At 45.7% G+C, this 18,916-nt stretch carries 14 protein-coding genes and 1 pseudogene; 12 read left to right on the top strand and 3 right to left on the bottom strand.

The features are described from left to right. Together JaK3_RS08810 and JaK3_RS08805 are read right to left on the bottom strand one after the other, a co-directional pair. The coding region (locus JaK3_RS08810) for a cyanophycin synthetase family protein (RefSeq protein ID WP_420865698.1) at positions 1-1,426 on the bottom strand (1,426 nt) is incomplete at its 3' end. Positions 1,427-1,438: 12 nt separating this feature from the next. Further along, positions 1,439-3,619, bottom strand: a pseudogene (locus tag JaK3_RS08805) (cyanophycin synthetase); the annotation flags it as partial. Positions 3,620-3,823: 204 nt separating this feature from the next. Between JaK3_RS08805 and JaK3_RS08795 the strand changes: the two are divergent. The 10 genes from JaK3_RS08795 (at position 3,824) to JaK3_RS08750 (ending at position 15,115) form a co-directional block, all read left to right on the top strand. Continuing rightward, positions 3,824-6,169, top strand: a complete 2,346-nt coding sequence (locus JaK3_RS08795; RefSeq protein ID WP_068323659.1) for a cyanophycin metabolism-associated ABC transporter — start codon at positions 3,824-3,826, stop codon at positions 6,167-6,169. Continuing rightward, positions 6,166-6,645, top strand: a complete 480-nt coding sequence (locus JaK3_RS08790; RefSeq protein WP_068323657.1) for a cyanophycin metabolism-associated DUF1854 family protein — start codon at positions 6,166-6,168, stop codon at positions 6,643-6,645. Before JaK3_RS08795 ends, JaK3_RS08790 begins: the two co-directional genes overlap by 4 nt. Positions 6,646-6,944: 299 nt before the next feature. Next, positions 6,945-7,946, top strand: coding sequence for a Bug family tripartite tricarboxylate transporter substrate binding protein (locus JaK3_RS08785; protein ID WP_068323656.1), 1,002 nt, complete (start codon positions 6,945-6,947; stop codon positions 7,944-7,946). Between the two features lie 84 nt (positions 7,947-8,030). Next, a complete protein-coding gene (locus JaK3_RS08780) occupies positions 8,031-8,558 on the top strand; it encodes a tripartite tricarboxylate transporter TctB family protein (protein ID WP_068323654.1) in 528 nt (175 codons plus the stop codon). Positions 8,559-8,599: 41 nt separating this feature from the next. Then, a complete protein-coding gene (locus JaK3_RS08775) occupies positions 8,600-10,099 on the top strand; it encodes a tripartite tricarboxylate transporter permease (protein WP_068323646.1) in 1,500 nt (499 codons plus the stop codon). Between the two features lie 103 nt (positions 10,100-10,202). Continuing rightward, complete coding sequence (locus JaK3_RS08770) at positions 10,203-10,574, top strand: DUF2946 domain-containing protein (protein ID WP_068323645.1); 372 nt, start codon at positions 10,203-10,205, stop codon at positions 10,572-10,574. Positions 10,575-10,654: 80 nt separating this feature from the next. Then, positions 10,655-12,844, top strand: coding sequence for a TonB-dependent receptor (locus JaK3_RS08765; protein ID WP_068323638.1), 2,190 nt, complete (start codon positions 10,655-10,657; stop codon positions 12,842-12,844). 2 nt (positions 12,845-12,846) lie between these two features. Next, positions 12,847-14,106, top strand: coding sequence for a sialidase family protein (locus tag JaK3_RS08760; protein WP_161484709.1), 1,260 nt, complete (start codon positions 12,847-12,849; stop codon positions 14,104-14,106). Continuing rightward, positions 14,103-14,579 (top strand): TlpA family protein disulfide reductase, encoded by a 477-nt coding sequence (locus JaK3_RS08755; protein ID WP_068323634.1) that lies wholly within the window; start codon positions 14,103-14,105, stop codon positions 14,577-14,579. Before JaK3_RS08760 ends, JaK3_RS08755 begins: the two co-directional genes overlap by 4 nt. A gap of 47 nt (positions 14,580-14,626) precedes the next feature. Continuing rightward, on the top strand, positions 14,627-15,115 hold the full coding sequence (locus tag JaK3_RS08750) for a copper chaperone PCu(A)C (protein ID WP_068323631.1): 489 nt from the start codon (positions 14,627-14,629) through the stop codon (positions 15,113-15,115). Between the two features lie 78 nt (positions 15,116-15,193). Here the strand turns inward: JaK3_RS08750 and ilvD are convergent, their stop codons facing one another. After that, positions 15,194-16,885, bottom strand: coding sequence for a dihydroxy-acid dehydratase (gene ilvD, locus JaK3_RS08745; RefSeq protein ID WP_068323628.1), 1,692 nt, complete (start codon positions 16,883-16,885; stop codon positions 15,194-15,196). A 220-nt stretch (positions 16,886-17,105) separates the two neighbouring features. Here ilvD and JaK3_RS08740 point away from each other — a divergent pair, with 220 nt between their 5' ends. Next, complete coding sequence (locus JaK3_RS08740) at positions 17,106-17,735, top strand: response regulator transcription factor (RefSeq protein ID WP_082786411.1); 630 nt, start codon at positions 17,106-17,108, stop codon at positions 17,733-17,735. A gap of 78 nt (positions 17,736-17,813) precedes the next feature. After that, positions 17,814-18,872 (top strand): helix-turn-helix domain-containing protein, encoded by a 1,059-nt coding sequence (locus tag JaK3_RS08735; RefSeq protein WP_068323622.1) that lies wholly within the window; start codon positions 17,814-17,816, stop codon positions 18,870-18,872. The last annotated feature ends 44 nt before the right edge of the window (positions 18,873-18,916 follow it).

Genomic DNA, 18,916 nt, shown 5'->3' with positions numbered 1-18,916 from the left:
TAACCGCTACGACAGGGATGCGTCCATCATCGCCTGGGGGGAACATCATATTGATAATGTCTTCGCCAACAGGACGACCCTTGCCATAGGAAGGTTTCAGATGCATGCGTAAACCAGGTGCTGCATTTACTTCAACAATGCCACCGCCTTGTTGTTCGAGCGGCTTGTAGATAGATTCACAAAGGATATCTACACCCGCAATATCAAGACCAATCATTTGAGCGGCAGCTACAGCACTTGCTGCGACATCAGGATGAACGTCATCTGTTACATCGGTGGCGGTGCCACCAGTACTTAAATTGGCGTTGTTACGCAGTAGAACGCGCTCACCAGTTTTAGGAACATGTTGTGGGGTAAGGCCAGAGCTTGCTAGATGTGCTAGAGCAATGTCATCAAAACGAATTTTAGTCAGAGCAGTTGCATGACCATCACCGCGCAATGGATTTTTATTTTCAATTTCGACTAATTCGGCAACGGTGTGAGTACCATCACCAACCACCTGAGCAGGTTCGCGGCGTGCAGCAGCTGAAAGACGATTGCCTACTACTAGTAAGCGGTAGTCTGCGCCTGGCAGATAGCGCTCAACAATGGTTTCACGACCAAAGGCTTGAGTCACAATAAACCCAGCACGAACCTCTTCCTCGGTCTGAATGTTGGCAACAACACCTTTGCCTTGATTGCCGTCCTTTGGCTTAAGCACAATAGGACCACCAATTTTTTGAGCGGCGCGCCAAGCATCATCGGCAGTTGTAACTACTTCACCAATCGGAACAGAGACACCGGCAGCAGCGAGTAAGTTCTTGGTGAGCTCTTTATCTTGTGCAATCGCTTCAGCAATAGCGCTGGTATCACTGGTTTCTGCGGCTTGAATACGTTTTTGTTTGCTACCCCAGCCAAATTGCACCATGCTGCCTTCTGTCATTCGGCGATAGGGGATATTGCGTTGAACTGCTGCATCGACGATAGATCCAGTGCTTGGCCCTAAACGGACATCTTCATACAGCGCCTCTAGTTCGGAGAGTGCTGCAGCTAGATCAAAGGGTGCATCGTTGAGCGTTGCTTGAATTAATGCAAAGCCAAAGTCAAAGGCCATTCGACCAACGACCTCTTCGGTGTATTCAACAACAACTTGGTAAACACCTGCATCTACAGTTTGAACGGTGCGACTAAAAGTAACCGGGCAACCTGCTTGCGCTTGCAGACCTAGGGCTGCATGCTCTAAAGCATGTGCAAGTGAAAGCACTTCATTGTGGCCGCCGCGACGCATGCTGCCGAGCTGCGGAAAGCGTTCACGAATCTTAATTTCAAACTGGGGAATGGAGTCGATTGAGCGTTCAGATTCATCACAAGAAACAATGGCTTCTAAAGCGGTATGACGGCTCCATAAATTTGGGCCGCGCAACATGCGAATACGGGTAATTTCCAATTAAGCCCCTGTAGCAGTAGTGGCGTCAGGTACGAAAGTTTCTGCACCTGCTTCGATAACGTTAAACGGAATGTCTAAAGCCCAGGCTGCAGCAATAGCCGCACCTAAATTCATAGTCTTCCAAGGAGTAGAACTGCTTGCCTCTGAGTGGCGTGGCACGGGAATAGATTTCTGATCCAATTTGCCAGACTTCAGAGAAATTTGTTGTTTACCAATCGTCACTGCACGTCCACCATTCAGTAGATGTGCCTTAACGATTTCAGATTCTGGATTCTCGCTAAAGAAGATCACTTCGCCATCACATAGTTCGGCCATTTGTACGCACATCGCATCATCCGCATTCAGAACGGCTACGCCTGTTGGTAGAACGACATCAACTTGTGTGCGAACAATGCTAAACACTTGATCTTCATCGTAGATCGCGTATTGGGGGAAATTGGCCTTAGGATCGACATTGAGTACAACACCCACTTGGCAACGATCGTAGGCCAAACCCTCGATTAACATTGATAGGTGATTATTCTCAATGACCACCGCCTCGACTGCACGATTGAGAAGGGTGCGACGGGCATTTTCCCAGTTCGACGAGTTGGAATTTGGAATGGCACGATTGCCAAAAAATAAGCCCTTGCTGCAAGATAGACCAACATAGACATTGGTAAGGCGCAAGAAATGCGCAATCATTTCAGCAACAGGCGTTTTGCCACGTTCACCACAAACACCAACCACTGGGATGCGGAAATCCGCGCCAGGAGGGAAGAGGTGATTGGCAATTTCTTTGCCAACAGGCTGGGGTTTGCCGCTAGCGGGCTTTAAGTGCATCAATAAGCCTGGGCCAGCATTAACTTCAACAATGGCGGCATTTTGATCTGCTAGTGGTTTGCTGATGTCTTGGGCTACTAAATCAACACCGGCGATTTCTAGGCCAACAACACGAGCAGCTAATGCTACTTGACTTGCTACATCCGGATGAACTAAATCAGTGACATCAAATGCAACGTTACCATTGCTTTGAATTAATACTTTTTGATCAGCAGCAGGAACACTATCACCAGTTAATTGTTGACGCGCTAGTTCAAGTTCTACTGCAGAGTCAATACGAACTGGATTGAGAGGGTGCTCTTCAGCAGTGCCACGACGTGGATCAGAGTTAATCTGAATTTGAATGAGTTCATAAACGGTGTGTTTGCCATCACCAGTAACCCAAACTGTTTCGCCTTTTGCAGCAGCAACAACTTTATTACCAACTACGAGCAAGCGATGTTCATCGCCAACAATGTGACGTTCAACCAATACTTCACTACCTTCATCAATCGCGACTGCATAGGCAGCTTCAATTTCTTGTTGGGTGTAGAGATTAATAAATACACCGCGACCATGATTGCCATCGATTGGTTTCACTACCACTGGCAAGCCGATGTCTTGTGCTGCTTCCCATGCATCATCAGGGCTGGTTACGGTTCTACCTTCGGGCGTAGGTACACCTGCGCTACGCAGCAAGCTCTTAGTTAAATCTTTGTCACGAGAAATCGTTTCTGCAATGGCGCTTGTTTGATCAGTCTCAGCCGTCCAGATGCGACGTTGCTTGGCGCCATAACCCAATTGCACTAAGTTGCCTTCGGATAAACGAATCGAAGGAATGCCGCGTTCTTCAGCAGCATTAACAATGCAAGCAGTACTAGGGCCTAGCAAAAGATCATCGCCAAGATCACGTAAATTTTCGATGATGGTTTTTACTAGAGCAACGCAATCGCTGTTGTCTTGTGCTAAAGCTAAGTAAAGGTCACGCGCATATTTGAGGGCAGTTAATGTGACCTCTTCATTGATGGCGCTAACCATTACTTTATAAACACCACGACGATCACCGTCACGTGCTTTGCCAAATCCACCAGGGATACCGGCTAAATTTTGCAGCTCAAGCGTAAGGTGCTCCATGATGTGAGCGGGCCAAGTGCCTTCCTCAACGCGCTTTAAGAACCCGCCAGTTTCGCCATAGCTACAACGATGTTCAACCAAGCTAGGCATTGCTTTGACAAGGCGATCGTAAAAGCCAGGGATGAGATTAGAGGGGTAGTCCTCTAAATCGCCAATATCGACCCAAACCTCAATAACAGGGTGGTAGGTCCACATATTGGGGCCACGGAGATGCTTAACGCTCAGAATCTCGATGGATTTATCTAGTAATTGGGGCATATGCAGTGTTGCGATGGCCGTCGCCAGGGTTTTGGCGTTGACGCGTCAGACAGTCTCTCTGTTTTTAGTAGTTATTGAAAAACTCACAAAAGTAGCAAAAATACATAAAAAGGCCTATACAGACAATTTAACGGCTTTTGCCCCCCTAAAGTTGACAGGAGCAATAAATCTAAATAATTCAGCTCCACTATACTTTTAAGGTCAATGAAGCCACAAATCTTACCTTTTGCCCCCGTGCTGCCAAGCTCTTGGGAGGCTGTTTTAGCGAATCAAAACACCCCATTCAAGAGTCCTGATGACCTGCTGGCTTGGGTCGAGCTCGATCTGGATGCGGATTTGCGCTTTGAAAAAAGCCTGCTTTTACTCGGTGAAGAGGGTCTATTTTGGACGGATGGCAAGGTATTTGAGTCTTGGCAATTGGGTCAAGGTGCTCATTTAGTCCATGGCGATCATGCAGGAGTAGGACATTTAAGGCTAGAAACTGCCGATAAGTTACTCAAGTCTTGGAATTTCACCTTAGCCGTTAATCCACAGGTGCTTCGATTGCAATCTAGCTTTAAGCAGCTTAATCGTGGCGAAGAGATTAGTAGTGGCGAGGTTAGTGAGTACGACAAACAGGTGTGCCCAGCTTGCTTGAGTCCTAAGCCAGCAAACTCTGAGAGCTGTCCAACTTGCGATCCCGAAGATGACGCACCGCCATCGACCTGGACATTATTCAAGCTCTGGCGTTTCGCCCGTCCTTACAAGAAGCAATTGCTGCTCGGTTTTGTATTAACTCTGTTATCCACTGGCGCAACATTAATTCCGCCATACCTCACGATGCCGTTAATGGATCACGTGTTGATTCCATATGAGAAGGGGAACCCGATCGATTTCCATTTGGCCAGCATGTATCTCTTGGCTTTATTTGGCGCTGCGATCATTGCATGGGGCTTGGGTTGGTGGAAAACGTATTTACTTGCGCTGGTGAGTGAGCGTATTGGCGCTGACTTAAGAAACACTACCTTTGAACATTTACTCAAACTCTCATTGGAATATTTTGGCGGCAAACGTACAGGTGATTTGATTGCACGTATCGGTGCGGAGACTGATCGTATCTGCGTTTTCTTGTCTTTGTACGCACTTGATTTTGCAACTGATGTGTTGATGATCACCATGACAGCAGCGATCTTAGTATCTATTGATCCTTTGCTAGCCTTAGTTACATTGGCGCCATTGCCATTTATCGTCTGGATGATTCACGTAGTGCGTGATCGCCTACGTTTTGGTTTTGAAAAGATTGATCGTATTTGGTCGGAAGTAACCAACATTCTTGCCGATACGATTCCAGGTATTCGTGTTGTTAAAGCGTTCGCACAAGAAGATCGCGAACTCAAACGCTTTGTAGATTCCAATAAACACAACCTACAAATTAATGATCGTGTGAATCGCGTCTGGGGCTTGTTCTCTCCTACAGTGACACTGCTAACGGAAACTGGTTTGTTGGTAGTATGGGGCTTTGGTATATGGCAAGTGGCGCATCAGAAAGTTACCGTTGGTGTATTGATTGCATTCTTGGCTTACATCGGACGTTTTTATATTCGCCTTGATTCGATGAGCCGCATTGTTTCGCATACACAAAAAGCAGCCGCAGGTGCTAAACGTATTTTTGACATTCTCGATCACGTCTCCAGTGTTCCGGAGCCTATCAACCCAGCGCCTTTGGGCGAGGTAAAGGGTCGCATCTCACTCCGTGGCGTAGGTTTCCGCTACGGCAATCGCGCTGTCACTAAAGGTATTGATTTAGATATTGCACCCGGTGAAATGATCGGCTTGGTAGGGCATAGCGGCTCAGGCAAAAGTACTTTAGTGAACTTGATTTGCCGCTTCTATGACGTCAGTTCCGGCTCTGTTTCATTAGACGGGCGCGATATTCGCAGCATCGCCATTTCTGACTACCGCAAACGTATTGGTTTGGTATTGCAAGAACCATTCTTATTCTTTGGCACGATTGCTGAGAATATTGCTTACGGCAAGCCTGACGCTACTCGTGAAGAAATTATTGAAGCTGCACGTGCAGCTCACGCACATGAATTTATTTTACGTTTGCCCTTGGGTTATGACTCCCTGGTTGGTGAGCGTGGTCAGTCTTTATCGGGTGGCGAACGGCAGCGTATCTCCATCGCACGTGCCCTTTTAATTAATCCAAGTATTTTGATTTTGGATGAAGCAACCTCATCTGTTGATACGACAACTGAAAAAGAAATTCAGCGCGCATTGGATAACTTAGTTAAAGGGCGCACCACGATTGCGATTGCGCACCGCCTCTCCACCTTGAGAAAAGCAGATCGCTTGGTTGTGTTGGATAAAGGTGAGATTGTTGAAATTGGTTCTCACGAGCAGCTAATGGAAGCTCAGGGCGCTTATTACACCTTGTACCAAGCTCAGCTACGTCATGCAGCAGAGTTAGTTGAGGGCGGTGCTATTGGCGAAAGCTTGGAAGAAGAACATGCTGAGCAGCAAGAAGAAAAACTAGAAGAAGTTGCCAAGAAAATTGGGGGTGGGGTATGACGCAAATCAATCAATCCACTCATCACCTCGAGCGTGATGCGCTAGGCCGCCTAGTCTTTATTGATAAGAAGGGTGAGCGACATGTGGGCGTTCATCCAGTCAGAGCATTTCCGATAACTGCGCCTGGCGCAGGCATTGGGATCATGAATCAATCCGGCAAAGAGCTTTGCTGGTTTCCAAACATGGCTGCAATTTCTGAAGCAGAGCTTGGATTAATTGAAGAAGAGCTGGCTGAACGTGAGTTCATGCCGGTCATTGAAAAAATCACCAAGGTCTCAACCTTCGCTACGCCAAGCATTTGGGAAATCGAAACCGATCGTGGCCCAACACGTATACGTCTCAAAGGCGAAGAAGATATTCGCAGGATTGCTGGCAATACCTTGCTCATTGCTGACTCGAATGGTTTGCAGTTCTTAATTAAAGACTCCACGCAGCTGGACAAAGTTAGCAAAAAACTTCTAGATCGCTTCCGTTAATCGGCACTGTTGTTCGTTCAGGTTAAGGGAAAACCCTTAACAATCATTTGCATTTAAGACCTTTTAAAAATGTGCATTATATGTGCATTAAATGCAGTTTTTTACCTCCGAAGTAAGTACACTATCTACGGTCTTTGGCTTGAGTTATGAGGGTTTCTACTAGATTTCAGAAGCCTGTGTGAATCGATTGCGAAATTATTGATGGCAGTCAAGTTTTACTGGCACATCTTGTTTAAAAATCATTCACACAACAAATAAGCCAAATTTAATTGGTTAACCATTTTTTGGAGACATATCTTATGAAGATGAAGTTAAAAGGTGCATTGCTTTCTACTGCTTTAGCTCTTGGTGTTGCAGGCGTATCTCCTGCATTCGCTGCATGGGAGCCAACTAAACCTGTTGAGTTCATTATTCCTGCTGGTCCTGGCGGTGGTGCTGACCAAATGGCTCGTATGATCCAAGGAATTATCACCAAAAACAACTTGATGAAACAGGCTGTTATTCCCGTGAACAAAGGTGCGGGTGCTGGTGCAGAAGGTTTCTTGGCAATGAAAGAAGCGAAGGGCGATCCAAACAAGATTGTGATCACACTCTCAAACCTGTTTACAACTCCATTGGCAACGGGTGTTCCATTCAACTGGCAAGACATCACTCCAGTAGCAATGTTGGCACTTGACCAATTCGTTTTGTGGGACAACGCAGACAAGCCATACAAGACTGCCAAGGAATATATTGATGCTGCTAAAGCGGCGGGTGGCAAGTTCAAAATGGGTGGTACTGGTTCCAAGTCTGAAGACCAGATCATTACTGTAGCGATTGAAAAAGCAACCGGCGCTAAGTTCACTTACATCCCATTCAAGGGAGGTGGCGACGTTGCAGTTCAATTGGTTGGTAACCACATTGATTCTTCTGTGAATAACCCAATTGAGGCAGTGGCTCAATGGCGTGCAAATAAATTACGTGCATTGTGCGTATTTGATGACACACGTATGCCATACAAAGAGAAGGTGACCGATACTCAATCATGGTATGACGTACCAACTTGTAAAGAAGCGGGTATTCCAACTGACTATGTCATGTTGCGCGGTATCTTTATGGCTCCTGGTGTAACTCAAGACCAAGTTGATTTCTACATCGACTTGTTCAAGAAGGTTCGTGCTACTCCAGAGTGGAAGAAGTTCATGGCTGATGGTGCATTCAATCAAACATTCATGACCGGTAAAGAATTCAGAAACTGGCTCACATTGAATGAAGCTTTGCATAAGCAATTGATGTCCGAAGCAGGATTCTTAGCTAAGTAATTTTGTTAGAACAAGATGGGACCTCCAGTAGGAGGTCCCATTTTTTAAGTAAGTGCGTTAATCAACTTTATTAAAAATATAAAAATGTCTGAACATACAAATAATTCAAATCAAGAATCAGCGATCAGCGTAAGAGCGATGGATATCATCACTGCGCTCTTATTCCTAGCAATTGGCGTCACCGTAATGGTAGGCAGCCTGAAATTGGGTGCTAGTTGGGGTGCTGATGGTCCTGAGGCGGGATATTTTCCGTTCTATGTCAGCTTGATTATTTTGCTTTCAAGCACAGTTACTCTTTACCAAGCTGCGATCGTTAATAAGAAAAAGAAAACAGAGTCATTTGTCGATAGCGAGCCATTAAAGCAAGTTATGGCTGTGCTTCTGCCAGCGACTGTGTTTGTATTGGGCGTGCAACTGATTGGTATTTATGTTTCTGCAGCTCTCTACATTGCGATCTTCATGGTGTGGTTAGGCAAGTATCCAATTTGGAAGGCTGTTGCTGTGTCTGTTGGCGTGAGCGCTGCCCTATACCTAATGTTTGAGTACTGGTTCCAAGTTCCATTGCCACACGGTGCATGGTTTAACCCGCTCGAATTCTTGGGTGTACGTTAAAAAATAATAACTATTAAAAAAGATTAAATAAGGAGTTCAAGTTGGAAGAAATTAGCGCTCTATTCAACGGCTTTGCCGTTGCAATGACACCCTTTAACTTGCTGTTAATGTTGGTTGGTGTAACGCTCGGTGTGATCATCGGTGTTTTGCCAGGTTTAGGTGGTGCAAACGGTATTGCGATTCTGTTGCCGTTGACATTCACAATGCCACCAACATCCGCGATCATCATGCTCTCCTGTATCTACTGGGGTGCGTTGTTCGGCGGAGCGATTACATCGGTCCTGTTTAATATTCCCGGCGAGCCGTGGTCTGTTGCGACAACCTTTGACGGTTATCCAATGGCCCGTAATGGCAAAGCTGGCGAAGCATTGACTGCAGCCTTCACATCTTCATTCGTAGGCGCTTTCTTTGCGATCGTGATGATTACCTTCTTGGCACCATTGGTTGCGAAGTTTGCACTTCAATTCGGTCCGCCCGAGTTCTTCTCGGTCTATCTGCTTACCTTCTGTAGTTTCGTAGGTATGAATAAAGGATCGCCATTTAAGACCATTTCAGCAATGATGTTGGGCTTTGCTTTGGCTACCGTTGGTATGGATACTGTTACTGGCCAATTGCGCTTGACATTCGGTAACCCAGAATTGATGCGTGGCTTTGACTTCTTGATCGCTGTGATCGGCTTGTTCGGTATCGGCGAGATTCTCCTGTCTATGGAAGAAGGCTTGGCATTCCAAGGTGCGGCAGCGAAGATTCGCGGCAAAGTGGTTTGGGAAACTTGGAAGCAATTGCCTAAGTACTGGGCTACTTCATTACGCAGCTGCTTAATTGGTTGCTGGATGGGTATTACTCCAGGCGGTGCAACTCCAGCATCTTTCATGGCTTACGGCGTTGCTAAGCGTGTATCCAAAGAAGGTGACAAGTTCGGTACCGGCAAGATGGAAGGTATTGTTGCTCCAGAAACTGCAGCTCACGCTGCTGGTACTGCAGCACTTCTACCAATGTTGTCACTCGGTATTCCAGGTTCACCAACAGCAGCGGTATTGCTCGGTGGCTTGTTGATCTGGGGTTTACAACCTGGTCCTTTGCTTTTCGTAGAGAAGCCAGACTTTGTATGGGGCTTGATTGCTAGTATGTACTTGGGTAACTTGGCTGGCTTGTTTGTTGTATTAACTTGCGTGCCACTGTTTGCCTCCATCTTGAGAATTCCATTCTCAATCATTGCGCCAGTCATTATTGTGATTTGTGCGGTTGGTGCATACACCGTTCATAACGCCATGTTTGACGTTTGGTTGATGATGGGCTTCGGTATTCTGGGTTACGTCTTTAAGAAACTCGACTACCCAATGGCACCAATGGTCTTGGCCTTGGTATTGGGTGACCGTGCAGAAGACTCCTTCCGTCAGTCCATGCTCTTCTCACAGGGTAGCTTAGATATTTTCTTCTCTAACCCATTGGTAGGCGGCATTACATCTTTGGCTTTAGTACTCCTCTTCTGGCCATTGATTGGCAAGTTTGTAGGCAAGAAAAAGTCTGCAGTAGCATAAGTAACTCGCTAGAAATAGCGATTTCAAAGGAAAAAGGGGCGTCAGCCCCTTTTTTCATGCCAAAGACAGAAGAAATACAGAATTCCGATAAAATTCTCGCATCATGAATTTCCATAAAAACCGTCTCATTCACTGGATTGCCGCTTTTGCAATCGCAATGAGTGCACTTGCGCCAGCCGTATCACAAGCAGTCTCGCTTGCGAAACATGGTCAAGGTTTCGCGATGGAGATTTGTTCGGCTGATGGCAACAAGCTTCAGATTCAAGTGCAAGGTGATGAGCAGGAAGTGGCAGAACAAGCACAGCCATGTCCATATTGCGTAGCTCAAAATAGCATCACACCAGCCTTTAATACCAATCTCACTTTTCAAGCGCCGCAAACTTTAGCTTTGCTGCCACAGCTTTTCTATCAGTCGCCTAAACCACTCGCAGTTTGGGTATCACCTCCCTCAGCAGCTCCACCAGTAAACGCCTAATTAAATTTAGGGCATAGCCTAGCTATGTGGTTGGCAACGATTCATTCAATACGTTGTCGCGTTATCAAGTGGAGCAGTAAATGTTGTTTCAGCAAAAGAAATTCAGCGCATGTGTTGGCATGCTATTTGGGTCGGTGTTCATCAATGCGCAGGCGCAAATTGCGCCACCGCCAGACTACGATCAGAAGTTAAAGAGCGTGACCGTAACAGCTACTCGATCAGGCACTCCATTAGATGAGATTCCTCTCAATACAACGGTTCTCACTAAAGAGGCGCTAGAAGTAGCGCCAGATCAAACTATTGATCAAATCTTAAAGAATGTACCTGGCGTGATCTTGAATGATCAGCCTTATTACCAAAAGGATCCAACGGGTCAAAGTATTAACGTGCGCGGTCTTGGTAATGCGCGTACTTTGGTATTGATAGATGGATTGCCAGCTAATGACGCCTTTTATGGAACGGTACAGTGGAATTTAGTACCGATGTCCTCAATCGACTCGGTTGAGTTTATTCGCGGCGGTGTTTCTAGCTTGTGGGGCAACTACGGCATGGGTGGCGTAATTAATATTAAGACCAAAACCCCCGTTAATAGCCAGCAAGAGGCATCTGCTAGCTATGGTGCGTTTGGAACTGGCAACGTAGCAGCATCCAAAGACATTATCGCTTCAGAAAATCTTCAACTACGATTCTCGGCTGATTATTTCAATACCGATGGTTATCAAAATATTGCAACAATCTCACCAGGCTCACCAGCCAACATTAAGAATGGCCAAGGTCCTGCGTCTTCTCATAACTCTAATGTGAGAATGCAAGGTTACTTCAAAGCAACCCAGGATACCAATGGCTTCTTCCGTGTGGGCTATCACACAATGTCTGATCTCTCTTCTGGTTATGCATTTGCGACCAATCTTACTCAGGAAACTGATGTTGCAGGCGGAACCACAACCCGCTTTGACGACAAATCTAAAGTGGATGTCAATTTCTTCTATGAAAATACTAATTTCAATAAGCAGAATGGCTCAACTACAATAAGCAGATCAAATAATATTCCTGCCAATACACCATATATCAATGCAACCTATAAGGACCCCTACAGCACAGTAGGTGCGTCAGCACTCTACACCCAAGAAGTTACAGGCTTAATCAATCAGTATGTAGTAGGTGTTGATGCACGCAATATTGCCGGATCAAATTTAACAAATAACTTAAATAACAACGGTACTTCAGCTGCCGTGAATTATGCGCAAGGCCAACAATCATTTTATGGTTTGATGGGGCAACTAAAGTCCAATGCTGAATCTTTTCCGCTAGAAACAACATTGGCTGCCCGTGTGGATCAATGGAATAGCCAGACTCCTACCAATTACAACGCAGGCTCTAACGGCGCAAACCCTTCATATCAGAATGTACCCAACCAAAGCAAGACGCAATTGAGTCCTACCTTGGGATTGTTGTATAAGATGAGCAAGAATTGGGATTTACGTTCTGCTGCCTATCAAGCATTTCATGCACCGGGTATGAATAACACCCTACGCTCTTATGGCTCATCAAGTGGTTATAGTTTTGCCAACCCAAATCTAACGCCTGAAACAATGACGGGTTATGAGGTCGGTACAGACTATCGATGGAAGGGCGGATTTGCGCAATTAACCGCATTTAACAACTATATTCAGAATGCTGTTGCAACTTATAGCCTGTCTAGCCAAAGCTCAAGCGACGTAGCCTTGGCTAGAAGTCTATGCGGCGCTACAGGAAATCCTTTAGCCGGAACTGGAAATGTTGGAATTTGTAACTCTAAAAATATCAGTTACTACACTAATAATCAAAACCTCTTAAGTCAGGGTATTGAGTTTCAGTTTCATCACGACATTAACTCGAAGTGGGCTACTGATGCGAACTATGCATTTACTAGCACTAAGTTAACAATGAGCGCTACTAGTGACCCAATTAATAAGCAGGTTGGCGGCGTTCCGCAGAACATTCTGGGCGGCAGCTTAACTTATTACCCAGTACCTCAAGCAAGTTTGACTGCCACAGTTCGTTATGTGGGGAGCTCTTGGTTGAACACTGCTAATACTTTGCCGGTAGCCTCTTATGCGGTGGTAGGTTTACGTGCAAACTATGAGCTCACAAAAAATGCAACGATTTACGCCTCTGCAGTGAACTTGTTTAATCGTCAATACATTACCTTTGGTACGGGAGGCAGCTCTACTTCCTATACACAAGGTATGCCACAAGCTATCTCAGTCGGTGGGCGTATCATCTTTTAATCATGATGCAAATCAATCACTTGTTCAAACCCCCCGTATTGCTTTGTGCACTTCTATTAGGTGCGTTAGGGGCTATTGGGCAAGCACAAGCACAGATGGACCATTCTTCGGGGATGGCGGGTGCTATGAAGACTAAGCCCAGTGATCTTTGTCAGGGCGATGGATTGCAGTGTGCGAACGCTGCAACACCATTTTTTGATCAGAATGGAAAACTACTATTGGCGTGGACGGCCAATGGAGTAGTTTCTGTAGCCCAATCGACAGACTTTGGGAAAACTTTTACGCCTGCAACCAAAATTGCAGAGCATGGAAAATCGCTAGATACCGGTAGTGATGCAAGACCACAAATTGTGTCTGATAAAGCAGGAAATGTCTTTTTGGCATACTCGTTTTTCAAGGATGCTAACTGGAATGCGCAAATCAACACTGCCCGATCTACGAATGGCGGCAATACATTTTCAGTGCCAACGTCCTTAGTAAAAGATAGCTCTAGTCAGCGCTTTCCATCGGCTCTGATCAATCCAGATGGCAATATTTTTATCTCGTGGATCGATAAGCGTTTAGTTGCTGCAGCAAAACAGAGTGGTGAAAAGCGTTTAGGTGGCTCCATTGCATACTCATTCTCCCAGGATGGCGGTAAATCGTTTGATGTAGAGCGTTTTGCCAATGAGAGTAGTTGTGAGTGTTGTCGTATTGGTGCAGCACTTGATCCGCAAGGTCAGCCGGTCATCGTCTATCGAGCCATCTTTGCTGGCGGTATAAGGGATCAAGCCTCCCAGGTGATTTCAGGTAAGGGGGCAGGCCCGGTTCGTAAAGTTGCTGATGATGATTGGAAAACGGATGCCTGTCCGCATCATGGGCCATCGATAGCCGTATCTAGTTCCGGAAAATTCCATGTGGCTTGGTATACACAAGGCAGTAAGCGTTCTGGTGTGTTCTATGCCAACTCTAGCAATCAGGGATTGACGTATTCAAAGTCAAGTAGGATAGGTGCAGAAGCATCTAACGTTGCGAGACCATATCTTTTTGCCTCTGGACAACAAGTATGGCTGGCATGGAAAGAGTTCGATGGCAAGAAGTCGTCTATATACATACTAGACTCAGCTGATGATGGAAACACTTGGAGTTCACCGAGGGTATTGGCAAGTACTGAAGGGTATAGCGATCACCCCTTGTTGCTATCTCATGGAGATGCGGTCTTTTTATCTTGGTTAACACGAGCTGATGGTTATCAGCTAATCAATGTTGGGCATAAAAAATGAAAAAGTATTGGATAGTCTTGTTCTTAAATTTATTTATGGTCAATATTGGGTTGGCCGATACTAATGCTCTGAAGCCATATCAAGCCGGGGATTGGAGTTCTCTAGTAAAGACTGCTAATGGCGCCCCCCTAGCGGTTCATTTTTGGGGCGTGACTTGCCCAGCCTGTGTAAAAGAGATGCCGCAATGGGGGAGCTTCGTAAAAAATAATCCTACTGCTAAGGTAATTTTCATTCAGGTGGATGATGTACCGGTTGATTCAATTAAAAAGATGTTGAGCAAAGCAGGATTGGAAAAAGCCAATAATTTTTATGTGGCCGCTCCATTTGATGAGCGCTTGCGTTATGAGATTGATCCAAAATGGCAAGGTGAGACTCCTACAACGATCATGATCGATAGGAGTGGCAAAGCAACTCGCAAAACAGGGTTGATTGATTTTCGCCAATTACAAATGACTTTGATGCCAAAATCATAGTTCATCAAAATTCAGTACCTTAATTATTAATCACTAGGAGAAAAGAAATGAAGATAAAAGGATTGTTTGGTTTGTGTGCTTTTGCTGGAATAACCTTGGGTTTAAGTTTTTCAGTGCACGCACAAAACGCTAAAGTGGGTAGCGTACAAATTGAGAATGCCTATACCCGCGCTACTGTTCCTGGACAGCAAGTTGCTGGTGGCTTTATGAAGATTGAGAACAAAGGTGCTGCTGATCAATTGGTATCAGCAAGCTCACCAGTTGCTGGTGAAGTGCAATTGCACGAAATGGCGATGGACGGCAACGTCATGAAGATGCGCCAAGTAAAAGATATCGCTGTGCCTGCTGGTGGCGCTGTGGAGTTGAAGCCAGGTGGCTTGCACCTTATGTTTATGAATATTAAGGCGCCATTGACTGCTGGTGAAACCGTTCCAGTCAAGCTCAAATTTGCCAAAGCTGGCGAAGTAGAAGTAAAGATGCCTGTGAATGCCATGGGTAACCCAGGCTCTGGTCATGGGGGAGCAATGAAGCACTAAGATTTAGATTCAGTAGTAATGCTGAGGTAATAAAAAGCCCCTAGTTTTACTTAGGGGCTTTTTATTTGGCGAAACAGTTTAGATTTCTAAATTCAAATCCGTTACCGCACCTTTGCTAGCGCTACTTGCAAGACTTGCGTATTTTGCTAACAGACCACGGGTATAACGTGGCTTAGGCTGTTTCCAGGCTGCACGACGCTTTGCAATTTCTGCTTCATCCACATTCAGTTGAATCAGTAGCTTGTGCGCATCGATTGTGACGGAGTCTCCTTCATTGATGAGGGCGATTGTGCCGCCGACATACGCTTCAGGAGCTACGTGGCCAACTACCATTCCCCAAGTGCCGCCAGAGAAGCGGCCATCGGTAATGAGGCCTACAGACTCGCCTAAACCTTGGCCAACCAGGGCAGAGGTGGGGGCAAGCATTTCACGCATACCAGGGCCGCCTTTAGGACCTTCATAGCGAATGACCACGATATCACCATCCTTAATCTTCTGCGCCATGATGGCTGCCATAGCGTCGTCTTCAGAATCAAACACACGGGCTGGGCCAGTAATGGATGGGTTCTTCAAGCCAGTAATCTTCGCAACGCAACCCTCAGGAGAGATGTTGCCTTTGAGAATAGCCAGGTGACCTTGCTTGTACAAAGGATTATCTAAAGTACGAATTACTTTCTGATCAGCGCGTGGCACTGATGGAACATCTTTCAATACTTCAGCAATTGTCTTGCCAGTGATGGTCATGCAATCGCCGTGGAGTAATCCGCCATCGAGCAAAATCTTCATTACTTGTGGAATACCGCCAGCCTGATGTAAATCAGTTGCTAGGTAAGTGCCGGATGGTTTCATATCCGCGATCACTGGAACGCGCTTACGAATACGTTCGAAGTCATCAATAGTCCAGTCGATCTCAGCTGCGCTAGTAATGGCCAAGAAATGCAATACCGCATTGGTAGAGCCACCAACAGCCATGATGACGCTCACTGCGTTCTCAATAGACTTCTTAGTGATGATGTCACGTGGACGCAGGTTGTTTTTAACCGCTTCAACCAAGACACGTGCTGACTCGGCTGCACTTGCTACCTTCTCAGCATCAACGTTAGCCATTGTGGAGGAGTAGGGAAGGCTCATACCCAAAGCTTCAAATGAGGAGCTCATGGTGTTTGCTGTATACATGCCGCCGCAGGAGCCGCTGCCTGGACAAGCGTGTTGCTCAACGCCTTTTAAATCTTCTTCGCTGAGTCGACCAGAAGTAAATTCCCCAACTGCTTCAAATGCAGAAACAATATTAAGTTCTTTACCCTTGTAATGGCCCGGCTTAATCGTGCCGCCATAAACATAAATACCAGGAACGTTCGTACGGGCTAAAGCCATCATGCCGCCTGGCATATTTTTATCGCAACCACCAATTACAACTACACCGTCTTGCCAAAGACCATTGACACACACTTCAATACTGTCAGCAATGACTTCGCGAGATACGAGTGAATACTTCATACCCTCAGTACCCATACCGATACCATCAGAAACTGTTGGCGTACCAAATACTTGTGCTTTTGCGCCGGCTGCTTCAAGAGCTTCAACCGCAGCATCAGCTAATTTTTGTAAGCCACTATTACAAGGAGTGATAGTGGAATGACCATTCGCAACACCAACCATTGGCTTTACGAAATCCTTTTCTTCGTAACCCATTGCGTAATACATCGAACGATTAGGTGCGCGAGCGACCCCTTCGGTGACCATGCGCGAGCGTTCATTTAGGCGTTTCATGCTTATTACTCCAGAAAAGGTTTGTGTCGAAAGGCTCTATTGTGCCGTGAGATGGGTTTGAGGGTCCCATGGAGGCAGTGGAGAGTCTAAATGTTGCAATGCAATACAAATATACCAATGAAATCATTGATTTAGGTCTAAATATTAGCTAGATAGCTAATAGCTTCCTGAAAAGCACTGCAGTACATTAGCTCATATATTACTTTTTCCTTTGAATTCAATGACTAAAGTCGGCCACATATACCTAATTGATGACGATGAATCGATGCGTATTTCTCTCTCAAGAATGCTGCGGGAACTGGGCTATTTGGTCGAAGACTATGCCTCTGCAACCCTGTTCTTAGAGAAGTCTGTTCCGGTCTCTCCAGCAGTCATTCTCTTAGATATGCAAATGCCAGATATGACAGGTCTAGATTTGCAGGAGAGGCTTCTCAAGTTCGGTCGCAAGACCCCCATTATCTTTGTTAGTGGACAAAGCCACCCCCATCAAATTGTTCAGGGGCTGAAGAAGGGTGCGGTAGATTTCTTATTTAAGCCATTTAACCTAGAAGAGCTCTTAAAAGCGGTTGCAGATGCAATTGACTTTGATAGTCGCCAGCTCAAGCGCGTTTCATTGGATGTTGAAGCCAAGAAGGATTACGAAAGCCTGACCCCAAGAGAGCGTGAAGTGTGTGGATGGCTTGTTAAAGGCCTTTTAAACAAGGATATTGCAGTAAAACTAGGAACAACCGATGCCACGATTAAGGTTCACAAGGCTAGGGTGATGGACAAAATGCACGCTGATTCAGTGCAGGTTTTAGTGAAGAAGTATCTTGAGTCCAATCTTGAGAACCACCCTTTAAATAATTAGCTTGGCGGCTAATTACCCTTGCGCCATTTTGGTATTACTATCAATCTTGTTACTTCCATATGAGATGGTTACTGCGTAGTGAATAAATCAGAAAAACTTCCAGAGATTCGTAAAGAAGCATTTACTAAGGCTAGAGAAAGTCTTGGTTTAAGCACGAAAGATTTATCTGGAATGGCTTGCCTATCTGTTCGCCAAATTGAACAGATTGAGAATGGTGAGAGCAGTAGTTTCTATGGCGCCCAAGTTAAATTCACAGCAGCAAAAAAAGTTGCCGGTTTACTAAAACTCACCCCAGAAGATGCATTTGATTTTTCTGGAGTAGTGCAACCCGTTAAACCAGCTGAAGTAGAAGAAAAATCGCAGGAGGAGACAAAAGCCTCTGCAGCAGATAAAAAAGCAAAGCCTGAAAAAACAAAAGAAAAAAATCAGGCAAAAGAAACAGAGCAAACAAAAGAACTTGTTTCGCAGGCGCCAGCCGCCGAACCAAAAGCTGAAAAGCCTATCGCAAGAAAAGTAACTGAGAGCGTTCTTGACTACAGCGTGAAGTCAAAAGCATCTGTTGATCCTAAAAAGAAAATCATTCTCTTATTGGCTATTACTGCAGCAGTGATTTTTTCCGTGGTGAACTTACGCCCACTATTTTTCCCTGAGCCAGTTAAAGAAGAGGTAGTCATCATTCAAGAGGTTGTGCCAGAGACGCCGCCTGCAAGTGCGCCTGCTGAGCCTGCACCAGCTGCTCAGCCAGCAACATCTGTTCCTGTTCCAGCCACTCAGGCTGTTGCTGCTGCTTCAGTAGAGTGCCCGCCTGCAGATGCTTCTGCTCTCAATTACAAACCAGACGCACCTAAAAAAGCGGGTGACATGGTGTATTTGCAATCCAAGACTGCACAAACTGTTTGTGTAGTGGATGCTACCGGTAAAACTCAAAACAAAATGCTTGAGCCTGGTGTTGGAGCTAGCGTGTATGGTAAGCCACCGTTCAAGGTTCTAACTGGTGGATTGAATCAGGTAGATTTGTATTACCAAGGCGCTAAGGTGCGCACTGGAAACACGAGTAGCAAGACCATTATTTTGGAGCCTGCTGAAATTGTTCAGACTATTGCTCCAGCCCCCTCTACAGATTCTCAATTACGTTAATCCAAATAAAAACAGCGGCTAATGAAGCCGCTGGTTTGGGTAAT

It is taken from the genome of Polynucleobacter yangtzensis (assembly GCF_001595965.1).
Taxonomy (GTDB): Bacteria; Pseudomonadota; Gammaproteobacteria; order Burkholderiales; family Burkholderiaceae; genus Polynucleobacter; species Polynucleobacter yangtzensis.
This window is presented reverse-complemented; position numbering and strand designations above follow the sequence as displayed.